This is a genomic window from Marinigracilibium pacificum, from assembly GCF_012926615.1.
In the GTDB taxonomy this organism is placed as follows: Bacteria; Bacteroidota; Bacteroidia; order Cytophagales; family Cyclobacteriaceae; genus Mangrovivirga; species Mangrovivirga pacifica.
In genome coordinates, this window is the sequence record NZ_JABBNU010000007.1 from 154,687 (window position 1) to 177,915 (window position 23,229).

Genomic DNA, 23,229 nt, shown 5'->3' on the forward strand with positions numbered 1-23,229 from the left:
TTAAAAAGAGAATAACTACTATGGCGATAATGATCACTGACGAATGCATCAATTGTGGTGCATGCGAACCTGAGTGTCCTAACACAGCTATATATGAAGGAGGTGTTGAATGGACCTGGGGTGGAGGTACGGAGCTTGATGAAGTTGAGCTTGAAGACGGAACAGTTGTTGGAGCTAATGAACCGCAAGAGCCAGTATCTGATGAGTTCTATTATATTGTATCGGCAAAATGTACTGAGTGTACTGGTTTTCATGAAGAGCCACAATGCGCAGCAGTATGTCCGGTAGATTGTTGTGTGCCAGACCCTGATTACGAAGAGACTGAAGAGGAGTTGACTGATAAAAAAGCCTGGCTCCACGGAGAATAAGGAATTAAAAAAAGCTTTCTACATGGAAAGCTTTTTTTTATCTCATTCTTTTTCGCTTATTAAGATAAGTGAGCAATACTGATTTTAAATCTTTTCTTATATCTACAGGAATAAAGTCCATTTTGAGTTCCCTACATCGATTTTCAATTTTAGTAAACTCTTTTATTTGAGCTTCATGATAAGCTTCTTTGATTTCAACAGGATTCAATTTTAATTTTTCCCCAGTTTCTTTATCCACGAATAAATAAGGTCTATCATCCAAATTGAGGTCTAGTTCTGTTTCTCCATCATATACATGGAAAATGACAACTTCATGCTTTTTATGTTTCAAATGTTGAAGCGCAACAGAGACTTGTTCCATTTGATCAAAATCAGAAATGAAATCTGTAAAGAGTATTACAAGTGATCTCTTATGTATTGTTCCTGCTGTTGAATGAAGTACCTCGCTAAGTTTTGTTATACTTTGTGGAGGATCTTTTTTAAGTTCGTTTTCTAATAAGGCGTAAATATTAGATAAATGCTTTTCTGTTGATTTGCATTCTGTTTGTACATCAAGCTTATCACTAAAAAAACCTACAGACACCGCATCTCTTTGTTTTTGCATTAAATAACTAAGTGCTGCAGCAGCTAAAAGCGAATATTGAAGCTTTTCTTTTCCTGGTTCAGGATAATGCATACTTGCAGAATGGTCGATGAGAAGTCTACATCTTAGATTGGTTTCTTCTTCATATCGTTTTGTGTAAAGCTTGTCAGTTCTGGCAAAAACTTTCCAGTCTATGTGTCGAGTTGATTCTCCAGTATTATAAGGGTTGTGTTCAGCAAATTCAACTGAAAACCCATGGTATGGTGACTTGTGATGTCCAGTTATAAAACCTTCAACCAACTGTCTGGCAAGGAATTCGAAATTTTTGTAAATTTTGTTATCCTGATCTTTCATAGGTCATTGAAAGATAATAAAGCTGGTGTTAAATCACTAAAAATTATATTGTATAAAAGATTATTCAGTTAAAATAAATCTTCCATTTGCATTTATGAATATTTATATACTATATTGGTGTCTAAAATTGGATTGAGAATGAAAGGTAGTCGGGTAGATTTCCAATCCCTCCGGTTGTTTTCATTCATAATTATTTAAACTAAAATTTTTGAATTGTGGAAGATAACAAAGATAAGAATGAGTTATTTGCTCAACGTGTGAAAGCGGGTAAGAGAACTTATTTTTTTGACGTTAAATCAACTAGGTCAAATGACTTCTATCTAACTATTACAGAGAGCAAGAGAAGACACAAAGACGATGGTTTTTATTATGAGAAGCATAAAATCTTTTTGTATAAAGAAGATTTTGATAAATTTTTGCATGCTTTACAAAATACCGTAGACCACATTAAAACAGAATTACTTCCTGATGTTGATTTTGACCAATATCTTCCTGGTGAAGAAGAGGAAGAAGCTGATGAAATTGGCTCTTCTTTTGGTGATGAATTGAAATGGGACTAAAATATAGTTAAAAGGCTTACCAAATTCGGTAGGCCTTTTTTATTTTTAGCCATGTTTCAACGAAGAATCATATATGTAATACTAGGCATTGCTCTATTTATTTTTCTAGCCTGGTTTTTCTCTAACATTTTTGTATACATTACAATATCTGTAATATTTGCAGCGATACTTAGAGGTCCGGCAAATTATATTAGCCAGATTTCGGTATTTGGGTGGCAGATACCACGTGTATTAGCTGTAATTTTTAGTTTCCTCGTTTTACTACTTGTAGTATTTTTATTTGTAGTAACATTTATCCCTTTAGTTTCTGATCAAATTAATGTCTTATCAAATTTAAATTACGATAAGCTTTTCAAAACCGCATCAGAACCAATAATCTGGCTTGAGGAATTTTTAATTAATAATAACCTGACGACGGAAGCCAAAGGGTTTATTATTGATTCCATTAAAGAAAGTTTTATTGGATTCATTACGCGCATAAACGTATCTAACCTATTAAATACATTAGTAGGATTTACCGGGAGCTTGTTCATTGGTATATTGGCAGTTGCCTTTATTACTTTTTTCTTACTCTATGAAAAAGGAATGGTTCGCAGGCAGTTTAACAGATTGATTCCGAATAGTTATTTTGAAGTGACCATAACAGCTATTACAAAAATAGAACGATTATTGACAAATTATCTGGTAGGACTTTTACTTCAGATGACAGCAATATTTACTGTTGCTTCAGTGGGGTTGTCTATATTTGGTGTTAAGTATGCAATTACAATAGCATTATTTGCTGCATTGGCAAACCTTATACCATATGTAGGGCCGATAATGGGGGCTAGTTTCGGTATCTTGATTGGGTTAAGTACTCATTTACTTGGTAATGGAGCAGAAGGCGGTTCTCTCCTTATTTTAATTTTTAAGATTTGTGCAGTGTTTGCGATTGTTCAAATCATGGATAACATCATCTTCCAGCCATTAATTTTCTCAAAAAGTGTAAAAGCTCATCCTCTTGAGATTTTTGTTATTATCTTTGTGGGCGCAAATCTGGCGGGTGTCGTCGGGATGATTGCAGCAATTCCTGTTTACACTGTTTTACGGGTAACTGTATTAGAGTTTTACAGGGGGTATAATCAATATTACGTTTTCAAAAATAATTAACAAGCATGGGATTACAGTGTGGTATAGTTGGTCTTCCAAATGTAGGTAAGTCAACTCTCTTTAATGCATTGTCAAAAAATAAAGCTGAGGCTGCTAATTTTCCATTTTGTACCATCGAACCTAACGTTGGTGTGATCAAAGTTCCGGACGAAAGACTGGGAATACTGGAAGAGTTAGTTTCGCCTGAAAAGGTTCTTCCTGCGATTATTGAGTTTGTAGATATCGCCGGTCTGGTTAAAGGAGCAAGTAAAGGAGAAGGATTAGGGAATAAGTTCCTTGGGAATATTCGAGAAGTCGATGCTATCATTCATGTCGTAAGGTGTTTTGAGGATGATAATATTGTCCATGTCGATGGTAAGGTTGATCCTGTTACCGATAAAGAAGTAATAGATACTGAACTTCAGTTAAAAGACCTTGAAAGTATAGAAAAGAAAATTCTGAAGGTCCAGAAAATAGCTAAGACGGGAGATAAGTCAGCTAAAACAGAATTAGAGATTCTTGAAAAGTTTAAGAAATCTCTTGAAGCTGGAAATAATGCACGTTCTGTAGAAGCTACTGAAGATGAACTTCAAGCAGTAATGGATTTGCAATTATTGACTATCAAACCTGTTATCTATGTAGCTAATGTTGAGGAAGCCTCTATTATCACTGGTAATAAGCATGTGGATACTTTAAAAGAGTCTGTTGCGAATGAAAATGCACTGGTAATTATGGTTTGCGCATCAATTGAATCTCAAATTGCTGAGATGGATGATGAAGAAGAACAGCTAATATTTTTAGAAGAGTACGGCCTTACAGAAAGTGGGCTTAACAGACTAATAAGAGCATCTTATGAGTTGCTTGATCTGATTACTTACTTTACTGCAGGTAAAAAAGAAGTTAGAGCCTGGACAATTAAGAAGGGCTGGAAAGCTCCACAGGCTGCAGGTGTAATTCACAGTGATTTTGAAAGAGGTTTTATTAGAGCCGAAGTTATTAAGCTGGCTGATTACCAGCAGTATAAGACTGAAAATGCAATTAAGGAAGCTGGTAAAATAGGAGTAGAGGGGAAAGAGTATATAGTTAAGGACGGAGATATTATGCATTTTAGATTTAATGTATAATCGAAAAAGCTTCAAAATTCAAAAGCATATTTGGCAGCAATACCGATTTAATATTATTTGGTATTGCTGTTTTTTTATTATAAGTTTGAAATTATAACGGTTTGTCACTGCATGTCATATACCGTTTCGGCAAGTTGTTCTGTTTTAAATTGAAATTTTTTCTTAAAAAAATCATATTATCTTGCCGAATAGAAAATTTTTTTGTGTATTTTAGAATACACTATCTGTTATTAGATCTATTTGCATATATAATTCGTTAGAGATCATGTAGCAGTTTTTAGCCGTAACCGTAAACTTTATTTTTTTTGAGCTTTGAGAATTCGTATCGTTTTTTTGCTTAAGAACCGTGGAGGTTTTGTTCCATTTCATCATCAATACCTTTTGGCACAATTGATCAAAGGGCTTCTATTGAAAGGTGGAAAAAAGGAATATGTTAATTTTCAGGATTATAATTTCTCCGGGTTAAAAGGACAGACCAAGATCAGTCGCAATGGATTACATTTCTATTCATCCAGAGTTACTTTGGTATTGGCATCAGGTCAAAAAGATTTCCTTGATTATTTCTTAAATGTCTTGTTTGCTGAAAAGCAAATTGAGGTCGGTAATCTGCATCTAACACCTGAGATGACCGAACTTGAGGCAACTCCTGATTTTGAAGAGGAAATGAAATACATTTGTATTTCTCCTATGTTGATTATTCCTCCGTCATTAGATTATCGTGAAAGTAAGAAATTCATAAATCCTATGGATGAATCTGTTTCTGATTTTCTCTATGATTCTACCATGGCCAGAATGGAATCATCAGGTCAGTATCCTCCTGAAAAATTTAAGGAATATTATAAATTTCAAATCGTTCCAGACGCAAATTATATAAGGAAGATTAATGAGTCCCAGAAGAAGTTCGCGAGGATCTATCCGGCCTTTGATCAGGATGTAAAGTATGAGGTAAGAGGATATACCTTTCCTTTTAAATTATATGCTCATCCGGAAGTGCAAGAATTTCTATTTATACATGGTATAGGACATTTTACATATAAAGGTTTTGGAATGCTGGATTTAGCAAATCAAGACCCTTCGAAAAGAACTACTAAATATCATTTTAGGAAGGTAATTGAAAATTCAACTACTGCAGAATAGGATCTAATTATTAATATTGAATGATTGGTATCCAACTGCAAGGTCTCCGCGTCCTCCAGCAGGTCGATAATAGACAATAATTTGATAGTTGTTTTCTGTATCAAAGAAACTGCCCTCATAGAAATATGGGGGTTTTTCATTATCATCAACATAAAACAAATAATCGTATCTACCTTGCTTTAATAAAAGTGTCGCTTCGTAAGCTCCTTCATCTGAGTTGTAGATCATTTCTGAATTTTTATCTTTCTTCCAGTAATTGAAAGCACCAAGAATATAAACACTCCCGTCAATCTTTTCTGTTTTTAGTGAAACTGTAGTTTCTGCATATTCAGAAGTAATTGATGTTTCATCTCTTAAGCTGTTACTTATATAAAATTGCCCATTCAGGTCATCAAAAACAGGTTGGGAGTAAGTTAAGCTACTTCTTTTTTCAACAGGTAATAGTTTTACTTTTGGAAACTCTCCTTCAGGACCAGAATGGTTTACTTGTAATCCTCTTAAATCAATAAATCTAAATTCATTCCACCCAAAAAACTCATTGCTATCATCGACTGTTTCAAATCTAAGCTGCTTTGCATTTTCATTTACAAATGTAGGCCTAAGGTTAGTTTTTTGATTATCCCATCTTTGATTTTGCAAGACTACCGTTTTAAGTTCATTGAGTGGATTTTGAACATTTATTCCTCCATAGCTTACAGCATAATTAATTTTTTGATTAGTAACTCTTCCATTTACGGTTGTACTTCTCTCAAGTTTAGCACCGATGGAAGCAGTTTCATCATATATTATGCACCTTTTAGTAAATAGAATTTTATTTGGGTTTTGATCCCTATAAACCAACACAGCATAATTTCCTGGTAATTTGACTCTTGGAATCTCGAAGCTATAATGTACATATGGAGCTTTTGTATTCATTGAAAAGTCAAAATCATTTATCAACCATTCATTATATTCATTTAGATAATCTCTTTCAAAAAAATCTGATGGTGTCCAATCTGCATTACAATGGATTAGTTTAACATATAGATAACCCGCATCATAGGTGAGTTCATCAAATTCCAAAAGTAACTTAGCTTTGCTTTTCATACTGATGACGGGAGGCACCATTGGATTGAATACATTATTGTCAACAGCATAGACATTTGCTGTTTTTATTTTACCATCAAATATTTTGTCTTCATACTGCTTTATGTTTTGTCCTGAACAGTGGAACAAGGTGATAACAGTCATTAATATCGAAATTGTTACAGATTTACACATAAAAGTGTTATATATTTGTAATTGGTTTACAACCATTTTGTTGTTTTTAGTGTCATTTATTTAAAGCATGTCTAGCGAACAAATACTTATAGAAGCTTGCAAAAAGCAAGATCCTAGAGCGCAAGAGCAATTATATACAAAATTTGCTCCTGGGATGTATGCTGTTTGCCTTCGCTACAGTAAATCAACGCTAGAAGCTGAAGATATTTTACAGGAAGCATTTATAAAAGTTTTTAGGAAAATATCCACATATAAAGGAGATTCTTCTCTTGGATACTGGATTAAAAGAATTGTTATCAATACTGCAATTAATAGTCAACGCAGTAAGCTATATATGTTTCCAATGGTTGATGTAGAAGATGTAAATATAGTCAATCCGGCTATAGATGCTTTAAATAACCTCAATCATCAAGATTTGTTAAAAATGATTAAGGAACTGCCTGATGGATGTCGGGTGATTTTTAATTTGTATGCTGTAGAAGGCTATAAACATAGTGAAATAGCCGATATGTTAGAAATTTCTGAAGGAACTTCTAAATCTCAATTTGCAAGGGCCAGACAATTGTTAAAAGAAATGGCTGTTCAAAGAAATATTTTGAAAAATGAAAGAGCAAGATAGCGACCATAATAAAGAATATTGGGCCAGTAGACTCGATGGTCTTGAAGTGACCCCACCTCCATCAGTTTGGAGAGGAGTTAAGGCCGCTATGGATGCAGATAGAGCTTCTAAATATAGAGCTACGGCTAAATTTTATAGAAGAATAGCTGCAAGTCTTATTTTATTAATTCTTGGTATGGGTGGCTTTGGAGCTTATCTATATGACCAGAATCTAAGATTGAAAAATGAAATGGTTAGTTTAAGCCTTTCAGAGTCTCAATTAGCATTAACCACTTCTGAAAATGCTGCATCTCAAAATGATTTAGCATCATCAAATGAGCTTTTTGCAATTGATGCTAGTGATAATTCATCAGTGCAAAATATTAGTGCTGATGATTTTGGAGATAATCAAGTTAGTAATTCAATTCAAAGTTTAGCCCATAAATCTGCTCCGTCCACAAATCATGATTTCGAAAGTGAATCCGGAAATCAAAAGAATAATAATACTAATGCAATTCTAAATAATTCTATAGCATCGACTAATTCGGCTACTAATATTTTTAATGAAAATATAACTGTAGATGAAAACTATATTTTACTTAATGAATTGTCTGGGCGTTCATTAGCATTTAATCTTAAGCCTGAGTTGAAAGATCCTGAAATTGAGGGTGTTGCAGTGTTAGATTGGGATGAAGTAACCAGGTTAAGACCTGGGAAATCTCGAAGTGTTGCAAATAATAACAACGAACCTCTTTGGTTAGGAGTAAATATGGGGTCTGGCAATGTAAACCAGAATTTTTCTCAAAGTGAATTGACTCTGGCTGAATTGATAGAGGAGGATATTGAACCTAAAGCTTTGAAAGAAGGGGCAGGTTTTAATACAGAAGCATTACCAGGACCAAGCTTTACTGCTGGTGTTGAAGTTGGAGGTAAATTGGCTGATCGATTTGTTTTACAAGGAGGGATGAGCTATTTATATCAAGCTGCAATAAGTTCATCTAATGTTGCTTTCGGACCTGAGTCAGGTTCATCATCTCAGACTTTAAATATTTCAAATATTAGAGAACTTAAGGAGCAGAGAAATACAACTGAACTCTCATTTATTAAGGAAACTGAACTAAAAACTTCTTATGAATATCTAAGTTTTCCTGTTCGAGCTGGTTATATCTTTTTAGATAAACGATTCGGAATTACAGGGAACGCTGGTGTTATTGCAGATGTTTTTATGGCAGGTAAAGTATTTGACGCGCATAGTAAAAGTGAGCTTACTAGATTTGGTAATGGTGAAAATTCACCATACAATTCTTTCAATTTTAGAGCTGCCGGCTCGTTGATGCTGTCGTATGATTTTGAGTCTAATATTAAGCTCTTAATTGAGCCTTCATATTCTCATGCTATTTCATCATATACTAAATTAGGGTCGTCATTAAACTCTAACCCATACAGTTTTATGATATCAGCTGGCTTGAAATATAAATTCAAATAATTTCCAACTATTTTATTGGTTAATGTGTCCTTACATAGAAGTTATGGCTTAGTATATTCTTGTTTGATATGAGAATAGTACTAAATGAATTAAATATTATTTATAGGGTTTATCAATTATGAAAAAAGGGTTTTTAGGGGTGCTGATAGCTATAGTGCTGATACTAATTGTTGATCAGGGATTAAAAATGGAAAGGTTTTATCCTGAGTTTGGTACATATTCTGGGGAGTTTTGTTTAATAAATGGTGAAGAAAAAGCTGCGTCAGAAAAATGTATGATTTCTTTTAATGCAGGTAAATACTCTATAAAGATTGATGATCAACTAATAGCAAATGGTAAATACAGGCTGGTTAATGATAGATTAAGATTAATTGATCTTTCTGAAGAAGTAACTGAGTTTAGTCATGTATTTAACGGATCATTTAAAACAATAGAAACAGGCACGTTTTTTGTTTTAGAAAGATCATTAGATGAAATCGTTTACCGATTAACATTAGAAAAAAAAATAAATGAAAAAATATAGTTATTCCTCAGCTGAACTTTCTAGTTCATCAACTAATACAAGCCAGGTATCACTTGTTGACTGTAGCTTGTCTTTAACTTCTTCATATCGTGAAGTTAATGCTGTTGACTTCTCTTCATCTGAAAAGGTATCAGGATTAGCTAATTCTCTCTCTAGTTTCTCTTTTTCTGATTCAAGACCTGAAATTTGCTTTTCCAAATCTTCAATTTCTTTCTGAAGCTTCTTTATAGATTTTTGTTTATCCTTAAATGCTTTCTGATCCTCAGGATTATTTGAAACTTTAGCTTTCTCTTTCTTTACAGGCTCAATTGGCGAGGGTTTTGCCGGCTTATCAAGAACAATATCATTTTCTTTTAACCAAGTTTCAAATTCATCATAACTGCCTAGGTATTCTTTAAGAATTCCACCATCAATATACCAGATCTTATTTGCTACTGATTTTATAAAGTGTCTGTTGTGACTGACTGTTACAAAAGTACCTTCATATTGATTCAGGGCTTGAACTAGCATATCCACAGAGAAGAAATCCAGGTGGTTTGTTGGCTCATCCAGTAATAAAAAGTTTGCCTGTGAAATAATTGTTTTTGCTAATGCAACTCTTGATTTTTCACCTCCAGACAAGACTTTTATAGGTTTATGAACATCATCTCCAGTAAATAGAAAACAACCCAGTAGGTTTCTTAATTCAAGCTCAGATTTACAACTGCCACTTGTCATTAATTCTTCAAGTATAGTGTGGTTGAGATTTAATGCCTCTAATTGATGCTGAGCATAAAATGACAAATGCAGATTATGACCTTCTTTGCGTATACCATTATAGCTTTCAGTATCAGCAATTATCCTCAAGATTGTTGATTTCCCTTTTCCATTTGCTCCAATCAATGCAATTTTATCACCTCTTAATATATGTAGTGTAGCATCTTTAATGACTTCCTTTTCGCCATAGCTTTTCTGAATCCCATCAAACGTCATTACTTGCTTGCCAGAAGGTCTCGATAGTGTAAATGAAAAGTTTATATCAACTGTTTCATCTTGAACCTCTTCAATACGATCCATTTTTTCCAACGCCTTGACTCTTGATTGTACTTGTCTTGCTTTGGTTGATTTAGCTCTAAATCGCTCTATGAACTTTTCAGTTTGTTTTATTTTTTGCTGCTGATTCTCAAAAGCATTCTGTTGAAGTTCTTTCCGAAGTTCTTTTTCTTCAAGATAAAAAGAGTAATTTCCGCTATAGACATTAAGTTGCTGTTGCGAAATTTCAACAGTTTTAGAAGTAGCCTTATCTAAAAATTCCTGATCGTGCGATACAATGATTACAGCTCCGGAATAATTACTCAAGTAGTTTTCCAGCCATTGAATAGATGGTAAATCAAGGTGGTTGGTAGGCTCATCCAGCATTAATAGTGATGGACTTTCCAAAAGAAGTTTAGCTAGCATCACTCGCATTCTCCAGCCTCCTGAAAATTCTTTCAATGGTCGCTGTAGATCAGATGTTTTAAATCCTATACCTTCCAGAACTTCTTCTGCCGAAGCTTGTAATGAATATCCGTTATTACTTTCAAACCGATCTTGTAGTTTGCTATATTCATCCAGCACTTTCTCACTGTAATCAGTTTCCATCTTTTTTGCCAATTCATCCATTCTGTGCTTTACCCTTAATAAATCACTGAATGCCTCCATTGCCACATCCAGTATAGGGTCTTCGCTAATAAATGAAAGCAAGTCCTGATTTAAATACCCGATAGTACATTCTTTGCTTTTTGAAATGGACCCTTCATCTGGTTTAAGATCACCATTTATTAATTTTAACAGGGTAGATTTACCAGTACCATTAAGCCCTACAAGCCCTATTTTATCTTTTGAATAGATATGTAATGAAGAGTTTCTGTATAAAGCCCTGTCGCCCAGAAAATAAGAAAGATCGGAAATTGAAATCATACTGCAAAACTACATTAATTACGTATAATGGAACAATAAACCTTCAAAAAGAGTTAAAAACTATAAACCTTTAAACACCAAACTACAATGAGAAATAAGCTTCAGGGTCAATTATATACCCTTTTCTTACTACTAATTTTTTTTGTTTCCTGTAATCAATCTGATAAGAATGATAGTTTTACTGCTTCAGTTAATGAAACTGAGGAAACTAATGAAGAACTGCCATTAAGTGAGTTAAACCTTCCTGAAGGTTTTGAGATTTCTATATATGCAAGAGTAAATAATGCCCGATCAATGGTTATGGGCGAGAATAATGTGTTGTTTGTTGGAAGTAGAACTGCTGAAAAAGTATATGCAGTGGAAGATAAAGATGGTGATGGAGTAGGAGAAACAGTTCATGTTATTGACGAAGATTTATGGATGCCTAATGGTGTAGCATATCTGGATGGTGATTTATATGTGGCAGAGGTAAATAGGATTTTAAAATATACCGATATAATGAACAACCTAGATTCTTCTCCTGAACCAAAAGTGGTTTTTGATGAGTATCCTAAGGAACAGCATCATGGATGGAAGTATATAGCTTTTGGTCCGGATGGAAAGCTTTATGTTCCCGTAGGTGCGCCATGTAATATATGCAAAAGTGATGAACCAATTTTTGCATCTATTACACGAATGAACCCGGATGGGTCTAACATGGAGATTTATGCCGAAGGAGTGAGAAATACTGTTGGTTTTACCTGGCATCCTGATACAAAAGAAATGTATTTTACAGATAATGGCAGGGATAATTTAGGTGACAATTACCCTCCATGTGAATTAAATCATGCTCCAAGAAAGGGAATGCATTTTGGTTATCCATATTGTCATGGAGGTGAAATTCTGGACCCAGAGTATGGAGATCAACGACCTTGTAGTGATTTTATTTATCCGGCAATGAATCTTGGTCCGCACGTGGCTCCTTTGGGATTATGTATTTATTCAGGTAATTCCTTTCCTGAAAAGTACAATGGCAAAGTACTTATTGCTGAACATGGTAGCTGGAATCGTAGCAAGAAGATTGGTTATCGGATTTCGATGGTTGAATTAATTGATGGAAAGGGTGTTAGCTATGAACCATTTATTGATGGATGGCTAAACGATGATCAACAATCAGTTTGGGGAAGACCTGTCGATGTTATTCAAATTAGTGATGGAAGTATCCTGATATCTGATGATTACTCAGGGACAATTTATAAAGTTACTTATAAGAAATAGTGAATAAAAAAAAAGCAGCGTGATCGCTGCTTTTTTTTAATTAATTACTCAATAATTTGAAAATCTATTGGAATACTGACCTTTGTTTTGTCCCAGGTCATTGTGAGATATGTCTTATCCTGGCGTTGCTCAAAATCAATAGTGAATGCTTCCCAGGTTTCGCTAGTAGTTGACGTTGGAATGTCAAACCTCATTACATCACTATCTTTTTTGTAATTGTAGGCACCCCAAAGTCCCAATTCGCTATTAACGATAATTGTCCACTTATCTTCCTGAGGTATTGCAAAAAGTGAATATGTACCAGCAGCTAAATCTCTTCCTGCCATTTTAATATCTTCTGTTAAAGTGATTTCGGTAGCTTCGTTAGCACCTAGTCTCCATACTTTTCCATAAGGGACTAAATTTCCGAAGATTTCTCTATCTCTTTTATGTGGTCTCGAATATGTTACTTTCACATAAGTGTCCTCATTCTTTACCGTTTTAACTTCTAGTGGACTAGGTCGAGGTGTAACAGCTTCTTGTCCAAACACGTTAATTGTCGTCGAAATAAAAAAGATTAAAAAGACAGTGGCTAATTGGTTCATTTGTTTTTGATTTTATTCTTAATATTGCCAAATATACACAATAATAGTGCTTAATTTCCAAATCTCTATAAATGGAACGACCACAATTCGATGATATTTTTATGGAGCTGGCAGTAAATCTTGCCAAACGCTCACATTGTATAAGAAGGCACGTAGGTGCAGTGCTTGTTAAGGATACCAGAATTATCAGTATCGGATATAATGGTCCTCCGGCAGGAACTCATAACTGCGATGATGAGTTTCCTGAACATGGTTGTGGAAAAGATAGCAAGGGTAGTTGTACTTTGGCTTTACATGCAGAGCAAAACGCAATTATATATGCTGTTAAAAATAATGCTACGGTTTCAGGATCAACATTGTATGTTACCCTGTCACCTTGTATTGCATGTGCAAGGATAATATACAGCATGGGAATTAAAAAAGTGATTTTTCTTAAATCGTATGCTGAATATAAAGGTCTACCTACTGATGAGGGAGTTGACTTTTTAAGCAAATTTGGTGTAGAAACTGAAAAGTATGAAGGTAATCTAACGAATGTTACTCATATGATTTAGATCACATTTACTTCACGTTCTAGATTGATTCCAAACTTGTTTTTAACACTAATAAGAATGTCTTCAGAAAGGTTGAATATTTCATCTCCTGTGGCATTTCCATAATTTACAAGGACGAGGGCCTGGTCTTTATGTGATCCTGTATTTCCAACTTTTTTGCCTTTCCAACCACATTGTTCTATTAACCATCCAGCCGGAACTTTGACTGTGTTGTCTGGTTGATCATAACCCGGGATTTCTGGGTACTCCTCTTTTAATTTACTATAAAGGGCTTTTTCAATAGAAGGGTTTTTAAAGAAGCTTCCTGCATTTCCTATTTGCTTTGGATCAGGAAGCTTTGAACTTCTAATTTTTATTACAGCTTTACTTACATCTTGGGGAGTAGGAGAATCTATTCCCATTTTTTCTAGCGTTCCTGAAATAGCCCCATAAGAAATATTGACATTCGGTATTTTAGATAGCTTGAAAGTTACCTTTGCAATGATGTATTTATCCCTTTGGGTAGTCTTAAAAACACTGGTTCTATATCCAAAATGACATTCTTCATTACTGAATCTTTCTAGTTCTCCTGTTTCTTTGTTAATAGCATCTAAGTACTTAAAGACTTCTTTAATTTCAACTCCGTAAGCACCTATATTTTGCATGGGAGCTGCTCCAACAGTCCCCGGAATTAAAGATAGATTTTCAATGCCATAGTATCCTTTTTCCAGGCAGCTTAATACAAACTCATGCCAGATTTCTCCAGCTCCAACTGTTAATTCAACTTCGGAGTTATTTTCTTTAATTACTTCAATTCCTGTTAGTTTATTGACAATTGTTAGCCCATTTGGGTTGTTTCTAAACAAGATATTACTTCCACCACCAAATACATGCAATTCAAGCTTGTGTTCCGATGCATATTTTAGCGCTTCCCGGATATCTTCAATAGAATGCACTTCAACCAGTTGTTCTGCAATGGCAGGAACTCCAAAAGTGTGATAATTTTTAAGGTCTGCATTTTGTTTGATATCAATCATATCTGTGATGGAAATGTGTAGTGCAATTATAACAAAAATTAAAGGTTTAGACTCAAAAAAAAAGAGGCTAATAGCCTCCTTTTTCTTTTTGCCTTTTTTGAATTATATACTTAGGTCTTTTTGAATTGTTTCCGCTTTATCTTTCAAAAGTTGTATTGAATTATCATATTCTGATTTGTTAGCAAGCGGATTTTTAACACTAATGTAGAATTTGATTTTTGGTTCGGTTCCTGACGGTCTTGCAGATACTTTGGAACCATCTTCCAAAATGAATTGAAGTACATTACTTTTAGGAAGATCAATTTTCTCGGTTTTGCCTGTAACCAGGTTTTTTGACTCGAGATTTAAATAATCTTTGACTTCCTTAACTTTTATACCACCTAGAGATTCCGGAGGAGTGGATCGCAGGTTTTGCATCATTTTACTGATTTCTTCTGCGCCAGATTTTCCTTTCTTTGTAATGGATACTAAAGTCTCATTATAATGGCCATACTCCTGGTATATCTCAAGTAATATATCAAATAATGACCTTCCGTTATCTTTTGCCCAGGCAGCCATTTCAGCTATCAAAGCACATGATGCAATGGCATCTTTATCTCTTACTGCATCACCTATCAGGTATCCATAACTTTCTTCACCTCCAACTAGGTACTTTTCTTTGCCCTCCAAAGACCTGATTAAAGCAGCAATATGTTTAAATCCAGTTAAAGTGTCGTATGACTTAACATCAAATGAATCAGCAATTTCTTTAATCAGTTCAGTAGTAACGATTGTTTTTACTATAAATTCATTACCCTTGAAGCCAACATTATTTTTATAAGCTTGTAAAATATAATATATAAGTAAAGAACCAGTTTGATTGCCATTTAAAAGTTGCCACTCATTTTTGTGATTTTTTACGGCTATACCAACCCTGTCACTATCCGGATCTGTTGCCATAAGAAGGTCAGCATCTAATTCTTTTGCTTTTTGTAATCCAATTGATAGAGCTTCAGCCTCTTCAGGGTTTGGGTAAACTACAGTTGGGAAATTACCATTCGGAGTAGCTTGTTCCTCAACAACATGGACTCCCTTGAATCCAAACCGTTTTAAAATTTCCGGAACCAGTGTGATTCCCGTACCATGTAATGGTGAAAAGACAATTTTCATATCTTCATTATTCTTAATTGCTTTTTCATTAAGTGATAATGACTTGATTTGATCAAGGTAACTTTCATCAACCTCTTTGCCAATAGATTCAATTAAATCAGGGTTGCCTTCAAAAAATACCTGATCAAAATCTGTAATTTTTAACACTTCATCAATGATATTTTTATCATGGGGTGCAATTACCTGAGCACCATCGTTCCAATAAGCTTTGTAGCCGTTATATTCTTTAGGGTTATGAGAGGCTGTTAAAACTACACCACTATGACAACCGAATTTTCTGATTGCAAAAGATAATTCCGGAGTTGGTCTAAGGTCTTCAAATAGATAAACTTTAAAGCCATTTGCACTAAAAACATTGGCAGTTATTTCAGCAAATTTTCGACTGTTGTTACGCGAATCATGTGCTATGGCAACCTTGATATCTTCTCCTTCAAATGATTTTTTTAAATAGTTTGAAAGGCCTTGAGTCGCCATTCCAACTGTATATTTATTCATTCGGTTAGTGCCGGGTCCCATAATTCCTCTTAACCCACCTGTACCAAATTCTAAGTCCCTATAGAATGAATCAACCAGTTCATCTTCTTTGCCATTATTTTGAAGATCTTTAATTTGTGATTTTAGATCCTGGTCGATTTCACTGTTCAACCAGTGATTAATTTTGTTTTGAATAGTTTGCTCCATTTGGAAATGTTAAACCTTTAAAAAATAAAAGACAACCTGAAAATACAGATTGTCTTTAAAATTGTAAAGTTTTTATTGAAAAATTACAAGTTACCTCGTAATTCTTGTTCTCTTTCTATTGCTTCGAACAATGCTTTGAAGTTTCCTTTACCAAAAGACTTTGCTCCTTTTCTTTGAATAATTTCAAAGAATAAAGTAGGTCTGTCTTGTAATGGCTTAGTGAATATCTGTAGTAAATAACCTTCATCATCTCTATCAACAAGAATGTTTAGATCTCTTAAAGGTTTAATATCTTCATCAATATCACCAACTCTTTCTAATAGGTCATCGTAATAAGTCTCAGGGACTTCCAGAAATTGTAAACCTCTTTTTCTTAGCTCACCAACTGTTTCGATGATATCGTCAGTAGCGATAGCAAGGTGCTGAACACCAGCGCCATGGTAGAAGTCCAGGTATTCTTCAATTTGTGATTTTTTAATACCATCAGCAGGTTCGTTAATTGGGAATTTCACATATCCATTTCCATTTGATACCACTTTAGACATTAAAGCTGTGTACTTTGTGCTAATATCTTTGTCATCAAATGTAACCAGTAGATTGAATCCCATAACATCTTCATAGAACTTAACCCACTCATTCATTTTGCCAAGCTCAACATTACCTACAGCATGGTCGATGTATTTAAATCCAACCGGACTGATTTCCATGTTGCTTTCACTAGCTTCAAAACCAGGCATAAAAGGTCCGCTGTAATTCGAACGCTCAACAAAAGTATGGATAGTTTCTCCATAGGTATGAATAGAAGCAATTTTAACTTCTCCATTTTCATCCTTTAAAGTTTGAGGTTCAGAATAAGATTTCGCTCCTCTTTGCATTGTTTCGTAATATGATTTTTCAGCATCATCTACCCACAAAGCCATCACTTTTACTCCATCACCATGTTTTAACACATGCTGACATACAGGAGAATCAGGATGAAAACCTGACGTAAAAACTAATCTTAATTTATCCTGTTGGAGAACATAAGAAGCTCTGTCTCTTACACCAGTTTCAGGTCCGGCATAAGCTACCCATTTAAACCCAAACATGTACTGGTAATATACAGCAGCTTGTTTTGCATTACCCACGTAAAATTCAACGTGGTCTGTACCGTTTATCGGTAAGAAATCTTCTTGGTTACTCATATTATTTTTGGTTAATGTTGTACAAATTTAATTCTTTTACAATAGAAAATAAAGTAATATCCTTACACTTCTTTTATTATATTATTCCGAGAAAATATTACACTATTTGATTTGAGATCTTACAATAAATTATCGCTTTAATCCTTGCGATAATCAAAGCCAATGAGGAAGTTTGTATAAGATAAACCCAAAAAATCATGGAAATAGAAAAGCTAAATGAGGCAATTACGGAAATTGTAGAAAAGAGGGCCGCATTGTCAAAACTCAAGCAAGGTGATGACAGGTATAATCTGGTTAAGAGTGATCTTGATCATTTGGAATCAGAATTTAAGGAAAGCTTTTATGCTGATATGAATGAAATTTTATATGATGTGCATGATGAGTTTTGTCCTGATAATGATGTATGGAGTCCTATTAAATATTTTGCTGAAACATATACTATTGGTGAAGGAGGCAAATATATTGCTGCAAATGATCAGGGTTTGAAAGTTCAGGTTGATGATTTTGACGGAAAGGAATGCAGGCTTGTAATTTTACCTAATCCGGCAAGAATCGAGCTAAGAATAGATGGGGAACCTACAATAGTTGCATGGCACATGAATAAATCAAAAATGGTATAAAAAAAGGGGCAAAAGCCCCTTTTAATTTTAGTATCCCAAAACTTTTCTCACCTTTTCAAGTGTTGGTCGGGCTATTTCTCTTGCTTTGGCTTCACCTTTTTCAAGTTGAGCATGTAGCTCATCAAGGTTATCCATATAATAATTATATTTTTCTCTTTCTTCTTTAAAAGTTTCTAGAATTAGCTCAAGAAGCTCTTTCTTAGCATGTCCATAACCAAAATTTCCCCCAAGATATTTTTGTCTTAATTCTTTAGTTTGATTTTCATCAGCCAGAAGACTATACAAACTAAACACATTACAAGTATCAGGATCTTTTGGTTCTTCAAGAGGAGTACTGTCAGTAATTATTGACATCACTTGTTTCTTTAATTGCTTCTCAGGAAGAAAAATATCAATTGTATTTCCGTAAGATTTACTCATTTTTTGTCCATCTGTACCTGGAACCGTCATTACTTTTTCGTCAATGATAGCCTCAGGTAATACAAATACTTCACCGTATTTTGCATTAAAAGATGATGCAATATCTCTGGTCATTTCAAGGTGTTGCTTCTGGTCTTTACCTACAGGAACAAAATCCGCATCATAAAGAATTATGTCGCAAGCCATTAATACAGGATAAGTAAATAAGCCAGCATTAACATCACTCAATCGATCAGATTTATCCTTAAATGAATGGGCATTTGCCAGCATTGGAAAAGGAGTAAAACAATTCATATACCAGGTTAATTCACAAACCTCAGGAATTTGGGATTGTCTATAAAAGATGTTTTTGTCAGTATCAAAACCACAAGCAAGCCATGCCGCTGCCACTGCCTCAACATTTTTAACTCTTTCATCTCCTTCTTTAATTGATGTTAGAGAATGGAGGTCAGCAATAAAAAATAATGATTCACTATTTTCTTTTTTTGATAGAGCAATAGCAGGTTTTATAGCTCCTAAAATATTACCTAAATGAGGTTTTCCCGAACTTTGGATTCCTGTAAGTATTCTTGGCATAATATATCCTTAGATTTATATTAAGGGGCAAAGATAACTAACCATTAATTAAAAATGTAATATAGTTTACTATTACAATCGTTAATTAAAGGTTGGTTCAACAATTAATGATTATTTTTGTAGGAATTTAAAACTTTTAATATGATTCGATCAATAGTCTTTTTATGTTTTCTGGCCTTTTTTGAAATCTCAGCTTTGGCACAAGCTAAAATTGAGTTTCGCCAAACCAAACATAATTTTGGTGAAATAGAAGAGGAGGGTGGACCTGTTAAGCATACTTTTGTTTTTGAAAATACAGGAAATGATACCCTTAGAATTGAGAATGTAAGAGCAAGTTGTGGATGCACAACTCCAGCATGGACTAAACAAGATGTAATGCCTGGAGATACAGGATATATTATTGCGGAATACAATCCTTTTAATAGACCGGGAGGCTTTAATAAATCATTAACTGTCAATTCTAATGCTGATAAACAGGTGACTACTTTACAAATAAGTGGTCGAGTAAAACCTAAACCCAAAGGTCCGGCAGATGATTTTCCTACCGCAATGGGAGATCTTAGGGTGAAATTTCGTGCATTACCTCTTGGTAATATTACTAATCAAGGTGTTGTAACCAAGGAGTTTGAAATATTTAACCAGGGTGATGAAAAAATGGTTTTTGATCCTAATCAAGTTACCACTCCTGATCACATAAATTTAGTATTTGAACCGGCTGTTTTAAATACTGAAAAAAGAGGAAAGCTTATTGTCTATTATGATACAAAAAAGAAAGATGATTTGGGCTACTTCACTGAGCCAGTAAGTTTTGTGACCAGTGAAAAAACTGATAGTCTGAAAACTTTATATGTTACTGCATTTATAAAGGAATATTTTCCTCCAATGACTGATGCTGAATTAGCAAAGGCGCCTAAAATTAGTATTTCAGACAGAAGCCATAATTTAGGAACCATAAAAGAAGGTGATGTGGCAGAATCAGAGTTTTCCATTTCAAATTTTGGAAAGGAAACGCTCCATATAAGAAAGTTATTGGCTAATTGTAGCTGTATTGAGGTTACTGCTGAAAAAGATAAATTAAAACCAGGTCAAAGTACCACTATAAAGGTTGTTTTCAATAGTGATGGAAGAGTAGGGTACCAAACCAAAAATATAACTATTTTCAGTAACGATCCTGTGAAAAGTACAGTTCAAGTGACTGTAAAGGCTAAAATTGATAATTAAAATTCTATCTCAATATTAATAAAGACCTCAAATTGAGGTCTTTTTTTTTTGGTGTTCTTTAACAAGATTGTTATTTTTTAAATATGTGTAAAATAAAAAATAAAGGAGTTTTCAAAATGAAAAATTTATATCAGGTTATTGTTTTGTCACTTCTTATGTCGTTGATTTCATGTGGTGGCGAAACAAATCAGAATTCCGAAAATCAAGAAGAAATCATTGAAGTGCCAGAGATGACTGAAGAACAACCAAATTTTTGGGAGCAAACAATTAATGATGTTGATCTCTATGAGATAGATAATGAAGCTGGAAAGGAAATTTCACTTGAGGGATTTCTGGAAGAGGTTGGACCATCAATTTCAAACTCTGCAGATATTGATGCGGTTAAAATCATTTCTTTTAAAGAAATCGGAAGTTGTAAACTGTTAGCATTTAAAATTTTATCAGGTACAAAGTCTAAAGTGGGGCTTGTAGCAATCAATCAGGATTTTGAAGGGGGAATACTAAATATGTACAGTGATAAAGATGAGGGACTGTCCGGAATGGAGGATACCATTTCTAATATAATTTATACTCCAAATGGAGTCAGAATTGAAATGTATCATTCTGATGATTTGGATAATATGTTTGACTCAAAGGAATTGACCCTCAATAGCAATTGTGAGCTTGTCGTAAATTAAATATGAAATATCAAGGGGCTTAATGCCCCTTTTTTAATCAGCTTTTTTAAATTCTAAAGAACCTCTGGAATTCTCGAGTATTAACTCGTTATTGTTGAATGAATATCTCAATAATCCTGAAGTTAATATTTCAGTAAACTGCGTTTCCAATGCTTCAGCCTGACATGTCATCTTTGTGCCAGCCAATTTATGGATAGAAAGTGAGTGATGATTAAAGCTTAACTCTCCTTTAACTCGATTACAACCGGTAAAACCAAATAGAACTTTATTGGTAAGATTGAATTCCAAGTATGGAGATTGTTTAAAAACAATTCCCGGGTCAAGACTCTTTTTATTTACAGATCGTAATACCCATATATCATGTAGTTTATAATCAGCTAAAAAATTCCCACAACCTTCAAGGGTTAGAGGCTGATCCATACTAATTAACTTAAGTGTTACTGTAACTGAATATTCAAATGATTCTTTTAATTGATCATCAAAACACTCGGTTTTATTCAAAGTTAAAGTAAGCTGTCCTTTCGGTGTTTCACTTACAAATATTAGAGTATTTCCACTTTCATCACCACTATTTTTGGTTACGGGTGTAGAATAGTTTATTCCCGCATCCGGATAGGAAATAGTAATATTCTTTTCAAAATCAATATCAAGAGTCCAGTCTGGTGAATGACCTGATCCTGTGAAATCAATTCCTTTAATAGCTTTATCGATATAATAATTTGGTTTTCTGATCTTGTTTGACAGTCTCGTTAGTATAATGTTTTCTTTTTCAACATCATTTCCGGAGTCCCATATTAATTTAAGTGAGTTTTCTTCAATTTTAAAGGTTTTAGTATTTTCTCCTTCTTTGGTTAATTCTATTTTACCATTATTAATACTCCATTTACCATCTGAAATTATTTCATTATTCTTCTTGTCTTCAAGAATAATTACTTCGTGAAAGTTTTTCTCAGATTCCAGAGTCAATTCATATCTAAAGGGTTCTGCTTCGTCAGTAGCTACTGCTCCAATCCAGGTTCCAAAAAATTGAGATTCTGTGAAATTCCCTGATTTGTCAACGGATTTACAGGAAAGCATAATTATCAGAAGTAACAATATATTTATTTTAGACATTACTGCTTCTTTTTTACAAATTTACTAAGATTATAATTGAGAATAATCGTTTGGAAACATCGGAGGAGGCTTTTTGAATATTTTTTTAACAATTTGGTTTCTAACAGACAATCCTTTTGTAGAATTTACAAAGTAAACGACACCTAAGTCTTGTGTCAGGTTATAAAGTAAATAAGCTTTAAAATCTCCGTTATCTCCCCACTGAAATAGCCATTTATCATTTGTGTTAGATATTGTCCCAATTCCGGGAGCCCATCCAATGGTGTAGTTATTCAAAGTATCTACCCTTACCAAAGGTTCAAAAATTGAAGATTCATGTTTTAGGTAGTTCTGAATTAGTAAGGTGAATTCTTTCGCATTTGAATGAAGTGATGCAGGTGCAATTCCAGTATTGATTATTTGTTTATTACCTGGTTTATCCTCTTTATTATATGGATTAGCAGTGAAATTTTCCGGTTTATAAATAAAGGAGGTTTTATTTAATCCCATTCTGCTAAATAAGCTGTCTCTGGCAATCGTTTCCAGATTTTTACCAGCTATACTTTCCATTGCTTCTTGAAGCCAGATGTAGCCTTCTCCTGAATATCCAAATTTTGTTCCCGGAGTGAATTTGAAGTTCAGACTATCATTTTCATTAAATAAATTCTTGATATCAGTTACCTCGGTATCTGGCATTCCTCTCCAGTTTGGTAATCCGGATTGATGGCTTAATAGCATTAAAGGGGTTATTTGAGAAGCATATTCAGGATAATTTGTCAATTTTAATTCTTGATAATTAGATAGAGGAGAATCAATGGGGATTAAATTTTGAAAACTACTTAAGTATAGATGAGCAAAAACTTGTTTGGATAATGAAGCAGCTTCAAATAATGTATTTTCATCTACTTTAATGCTATCACTAATATTTGCAAAGCCTCCATTGTATAAAAAAAGAGTAGAATCCCTGGTGAATACACTTAATGATATTCCCGGAATTATATTATTCCTGGTTAATGAGTCCAGTAGAGAATTTAATTCACCAAACCTTGTGTTTGTGTTCTCATCATTGTGGGTACATCCTGAAAACAATATGAGGTTTATAGTCAGGAAAATAGCCAGAACTACCTTTTTCATATTAT

At 34.0% G+C, this 23,229-nt stretch carries 23 protein-coding genes; 13 read left to right on the forward strand and 10 right to left on the reverse strand.

Translation table 11 applies throughout. The features are described from left to right. Nucleotides 1-20 precede the first annotated feature (20 nt). On the forward strand, nt 21-368 hold the full coding sequence (locus tag HH304_RS12375) for a 4Fe-4S binding protein (RefSeq protein WP_169681946.1): 348 nt from the start codon (nt 21-23) through the stop codon (nt 366-368). A 37-nt stretch (nt 369-405) separates the two neighbouring features. Here the strand turns inward: HH304_RS12375 and HH304_RS12380 are convergent, their stop codons facing one another. Then, nucleotides 406-1,305 (reverse strand): DUF58 domain-containing protein, encoded by a 900-nt coding sequence (locus tag HH304_RS12380; protein WP_169681948.1) that lies wholly within the window; start codon nt 1,303-1,305, stop codon nt 406-408. Between the two features lie 215 nt (nt 1,306-1,520). Here HH304_RS12380 and HH304_RS12385 point away from each other — a divergent pair, with 215 nt between their 5' ends. The 4 genes from HH304_RS12385 to cas6 all read left to right on the forward strand — a co-directional run bounded on the left by HH304_RS12385 (nt 1,521) and on the right by cas6 (nt 5,254). Continuing rightward, complete coding sequence (locus HH304_RS12385; RefSeq protein ID WP_169681951.1) at nt 1,521-1,865, forward strand: DUF3276 family protein; 345 nt, start codon at nt 1,521-1,523, stop codon at nt 1,863-1,865. A gap of 51 nt (nt 1,866-1,916) precedes the next feature. After that, nucleotides 1,917-3,014: an AI-2E family transporter gene (locus tag HH304_RS12390; RefSeq protein ID WP_169681953.1), complete on the forward strand. Its 1,098-nt coding sequence runs from the start codon at nt 1,917-1,919 to the stop codon at nt 3,012-3,014. Between the two features lie 5 nt (nt 3,015-3,019). Then, the gene (ychF, locus tag HH304_RS12395) at nt 3,020-4,117 is read left to right on the forward strand and encodes a redox-regulated ATPase YchF (RefSeq protein WP_169681955.1); all 1,098 of its coding nucleotides are present in this window, start codon (nt 3,020-3,022) and stop codon (nt 4,115-4,117) included. Between the two features lie 312 nt (nt 4,118-4,429). After that, nucleotides 4,430-5,254, forward strand: a complete 825-nt coding sequence (gene cas6 / locus HH304_RS12400; RefSeq protein WP_169681959.1) for a CRISPR-associated endoribonuclease Cas6 — start codon at nt 4,430-4,432, stop codon at nt 5,252-5,254. 3 nt (nt 5,255-5,257) lie between these two features. Here cas6 and HH304_RS12405 read toward each other — a convergent pair whose 3' ends face one another. Further along, nucleotides 5,258-6,484 (reverse strand): type IX secretion system plug protein, encoded by a 1,227-nt coding sequence (locus HH304_RS12405; RefSeq protein WP_169681961.1) that lies wholly within the window; start codon nt 6,482-6,484, stop codon nt 5,258-5,260. 97 nt (nt 6,485-6,581) lie between these two features. Between HH304_RS12405 and HH304_RS12410 the strand changes: the two genes are divergently transcribed. The 3 genes from HH304_RS12410 (at nt 6,582) to HH304_RS12420 (ending at nt 9,121) form a co-directional block, all read left to right on the forward strand. After that, nucleotides 6,582-7,133 (forward strand): RNA polymerase sigma factor, encoded by a 552-nt coding sequence (locus HH304_RS12410; RefSeq protein WP_169681963.1) that lies wholly within the window; start codon nt 6,582-6,584, stop codon nt 7,131-7,133. Next, nucleotides 7,117-8,598, forward strand: a complete 1,482-nt coding sequence (locus tag HH304_RS12415; RefSeq protein ID WP_169681965.1) for a hypothetical protein — start codon at nt 7,117-7,119, stop codon at nt 8,596-8,598. Before HH304_RS12410 ends, HH304_RS12415 begins: the two co-directional genes overlap by 17 nt. 118 nt (nt 8,599-8,716) lie before the next feature. After that, a complete protein-coding gene (locus HH304_RS12420) occupies nt 8,717-9,121 on the forward strand; it encodes a hypothetical protein (protein WP_169681967.1) in 405 nt (134 codons plus the stop codon). Here the strand turns inward: HH304_RS12420 and HH304_RS12425 are convergent, their stop codons facing one another. After that, complete coding sequence (locus tag HH304_RS12425) at nt 9,122-11,059, reverse strand: ABC-F family ATP-binding cassette domain-containing protein (RefSeq protein ID WP_169681969.1); 1,938 nt, start codon at nt 11,057-11,059, stop codon at nt 9,122-9,124. A gap of 87 nt (nt 11,060-11,146) precedes the next feature. Here HH304_RS12425 and HH304_RS12430 point away from each other — a divergent pair, with 87 nt between their 5' ends. Beyond that, nucleotides 11,147-12,316 carry a PQQ-dependent sugar dehydrogenase gene (locus HH304_RS12430; protein WP_169681971.1) on the forward strand — a complete coding sequence of 390 codons (1,170 nt, stop codon included), beginning with the start codon at nt 11,147-11,149 and terminating at the stop codon, nt 12,314-12,316. 44 nt (nt 12,317-12,360) lie between these two features. Here HH304_RS12430 and HH304_RS12435 read toward each other — a convergent pair whose 3' ends face one another. Further along, the gene (locus tag HH304_RS12435) at nt 12,361-12,900 is read right to left on the reverse strand and encodes a DUF2911 domain-containing protein (RefSeq protein WP_169681972.1); all 540 of its coding nucleotides are present in this window, start codon (nt 12,898-12,900) and stop codon (nt 12,361-12,363) included. A 71-nt stretch (nt 12,901-12,971) separates the two neighbouring features. Here HH304_RS12435 and HH304_RS12440 point away from each other — a divergent pair, with 71 nt between their 5' ends. Beyond that, on the forward strand, nt 12,972-13,454 hold the full coding sequence (locus HH304_RS12440) for a deoxycytidylate deaminase (RefSeq protein ID WP_169681974.1): 483 nt from the start codon (nt 12,972-12,974) through the stop codon (nt 13,452-13,454). Here the strand turns inward: HH304_RS12440 and murB are convergent. The 3 genes from murB to hppD all read right to left on the reverse strand — a co-directional run bounded on the left by murB (nt 13,451) and on the right by hppD (nt 17,484). After that, on the reverse strand, nt 13,451-14,470 hold the full coding sequence (gene murB, locus HH304_RS12445) for a UDP-N-acetylmuramate dehydrogenase (RefSeq protein ID WP_169681979.1): 1,020 nt from the start codon (nt 14,468-14,470) through the stop codon (nt 13,451-13,453). The genes HH304_RS12440 and murB overlap by 4 nt on opposite strands. A 102-nt stretch (nt 14,471-14,572) precedes the next feature. Further along, a complete protein-coding gene (locus tag HH304_RS12450) occupies nt 14,573-16,300 on the reverse strand; it encodes a phospho-sugar mutase (protein ID WP_169681981.1) in 1,728 nt (575 codons plus the stop codon). Nucleotides 16,301-16,383: 83 nt separating this feature from the next. After that, a complete protein-coding gene (gene hppD / locus HH304_RS12455; RefSeq protein ID WP_169682022.1) occupies nt 16,384-17,484 on the reverse strand; it encodes a 4-hydroxyphenylpyruvate dioxygenase in 1,101 nt (366 codons plus the stop codon). Between the two features lie 197 nt (nt 17,485-17,681). Here hppD and HH304_RS12460 point away from each other — a divergent pair, with 197 nt between their 5' ends. After that, nucleotides 17,682-18,104, forward strand: coding sequence for a hypothetical protein (locus HH304_RS12460; protein ID WP_169682024.1), 423 nt, complete (start codon nt 17,682-17,684; stop codon nt 18,102-18,104). A gap of 27 nt (nt 18,105-18,131) precedes the next feature. On the opposite strand, the gene trpS is transcribed toward HH304_RS12460, so the two are convergent. Beyond that, nucleotides 18,132-19,100, reverse strand: a complete 969-nt coding sequence (gene trpS / locus HH304_RS12465) for a tryptophan--tRNA ligase (RefSeq protein ID WP_169682070.1) — start codon at nt 19,098-19,100, stop codon at nt 18,132-18,134. Between the two features lie 141 nt (nt 19,101-19,241). Between trpS and HH304_RS12470 the strand changes: the two genes are divergently transcribed. After that, a complete protein-coding gene (locus HH304_RS12470; RefSeq protein WP_169682072.1) occupies nt 19,242-20,321 on the forward strand; it encodes a DUF1573 domain-containing protein in 1,080 nt (359 codons plus the stop codon). Between the two features lie 116 nt (nt 20,322-20,437). Continuing rightward, complete coding sequence (locus HH304_RS12475) at nt 20,438-20,998, forward strand: hypothetical protein (RefSeq protein ID WP_169682074.1); 561 nt, start codon at nt 20,438-20,440, stop codon at nt 20,996-20,998. A gap of 33 nt (nt 20,999-21,031) precedes the next feature. Here the strand turns inward: HH304_RS12475 and HH304_RS12480 are convergent, their stop codons facing one another. Continuing rightward, nucleotides 21,032-22,111: an META domain-containing protein gene (locus HH304_RS12480; protein ID WP_169682077.1), complete on the reverse strand. Its 1,080-nt coding sequence runs from the start codon at nt 22,109-22,111 to the stop codon at nt 21,032-21,034. Nucleotides 22,112-22,141: 30 nt separating this feature from the next. Further along, complete coding sequence (locus HH304_RS12485) at nt 22,142-23,224, reverse strand: serine hydrolase domain-containing protein (RefSeq protein WP_169682078.1); 1,083 nt, start codon at nt 23,222-23,224, stop codon at nt 22,142-22,144. Nucleotides 23,225-23,229: the final 5 nt, after the last annotated feature.

Excerpts from the sequence above, each read along its gene's own strand:
- HH304_RS12375 (WP_169681946.1), top strand. The coding sequence starts at position 21 with ATGGCGATAATGATCACTGACGAATGCATCAATTGTGGTGCATGCGAA.
- HH304_RS12380 (WP_169681948.1), bottom strand. The coding sequence starts at position 1,305 with ATGAAAGATCAGGATAACAAAATTTACAAAAATTTCGAATTCCTTGCC.
- HH304_RS12390 (WP_169681953.1), top strand. The coding sequence starts at position 1,917 with ATGTTTCAACGAAGAATCATATATGTAATACTAGGCATTGCTCTATTT.
- ychF (WP_169681955.1), top strand. The coding sequence starts at position 3,020 with ATGGGATTACAGTGTGGTATAGTTGGTCTTCCAAATGTAGGTAAGTCA.
- HH304_RS12405 (WP_169681961.1), bottom strand. The coding sequence starts at position 6,484 with ATGACTGTTATCACCTTGTTCCACTGTTCAGGACAAAACATAAAGCAG.
- HH304_RS12410 (WP_169681963.1), top strand. The coding sequence starts at position 6,582 with ATGTCTAGCGAACAAATACTTATAGAAGCTTGCAAAAAGCAAGATCCT.
- HH304_RS12415 (WP_169681965.1), top strand. The coding sequence starts at position 7,117 with ATGAAAGAGCAAGATAGCGACCATAATAAAGAATATTGGGCCAGTAGA.
- HH304_RS12420 (WP_169681967.1), top strand. The coding sequence starts at position 8,717 with ATGAAAAAAGGGTTTTTAGGGGTGCTGATAGCTATAGTGCTGATACTA.
- HH304_RS12425 (WP_169681969.1), bottom strand. The coding sequence starts at position 11,059 with ATGATTTCAATTTCCGATCTTTCTTATTTTCTGGGCGACAGGGCTTTA.
- HH304_RS12430 (WP_169681971.1), top strand. The coding sequence starts at position 11,147 with ATGAGAAATAAGCTTCAGGGTCAATTATATACCCTTTTCTTACTACTA.
- HH304_RS12435 (WP_169681972.1), bottom strand. The coding sequence starts at position 12,900 with ATGAACCAATTAGCCACTGTCTTTTTAATCTTTTTTATTTCGACGACA.
- HH304_RS12440 (WP_169681974.1), top strand. The coding sequence starts at position 12,972 with ATGGAACGACCACAATTCGATGATATTTTTATGGAGCTGGCAGTAAAT.
- murB (WP_169681979.1), bottom strand. The coding sequence starts at position 14,470 with ATGATTGATATCAAACAAAATGCAGACCTTAAAAATTATCACACTTTT.
- HH304_RS12450 (WP_169681981.1), bottom strand. The coding sequence starts at position 16,300 with ATGGAGCAAACTATTCAAAACAAAATTAATCACTGGTTGAACAGTGAA.
- hppD (WP_169682022.1), bottom strand. The coding sequence starts at position 17,484 with ATGAGTAACCAAGAAGATTTCTTACCGATAAACGGTACAGACCACGTT.
- HH304_RS12460 (WP_169682024.1), top strand. The coding sequence starts at position 17,682 with ATGGAAATAGAAAAGCTAAATGAGGCAATTACGGAAATTGTAGAAAAG.
- trpS (WP_169682070.1), bottom strand. The coding sequence starts at position 19,100 with ATGCCAAGAATACTTACAGGAATCCAAAGTTCGGGAAAACCTCATTTA.
- HH304_RS12470 (WP_169682072.1), top strand. The coding sequence starts at position 19,242 with ATGATTCGATCAATAGTCTTTTTATGTTTTCTGGCCTTTTTTGAAATC.
- HH304_RS12475 (WP_169682074.1), top strand. The coding sequence starts at position 20,438 with ATGAAAAATTTATATCAGGTTATTGTTTTGTCACTTCTTATGTCGTTG.
- HH304_RS12480 (WP_169682077.1), bottom strand. The coding sequence starts at position 22,111 with ATGTCTAAAATAAATATATTGTTACTTCTGATAATTATGCTTTCCTGT.
- HH304_RS12485 (WP_169682078.1), bottom strand. The coding sequence starts at position 23,224 with ATGAAAAAGGTAGTTCTGGCTATTTTCCTGACTATAAACCTCATATTG.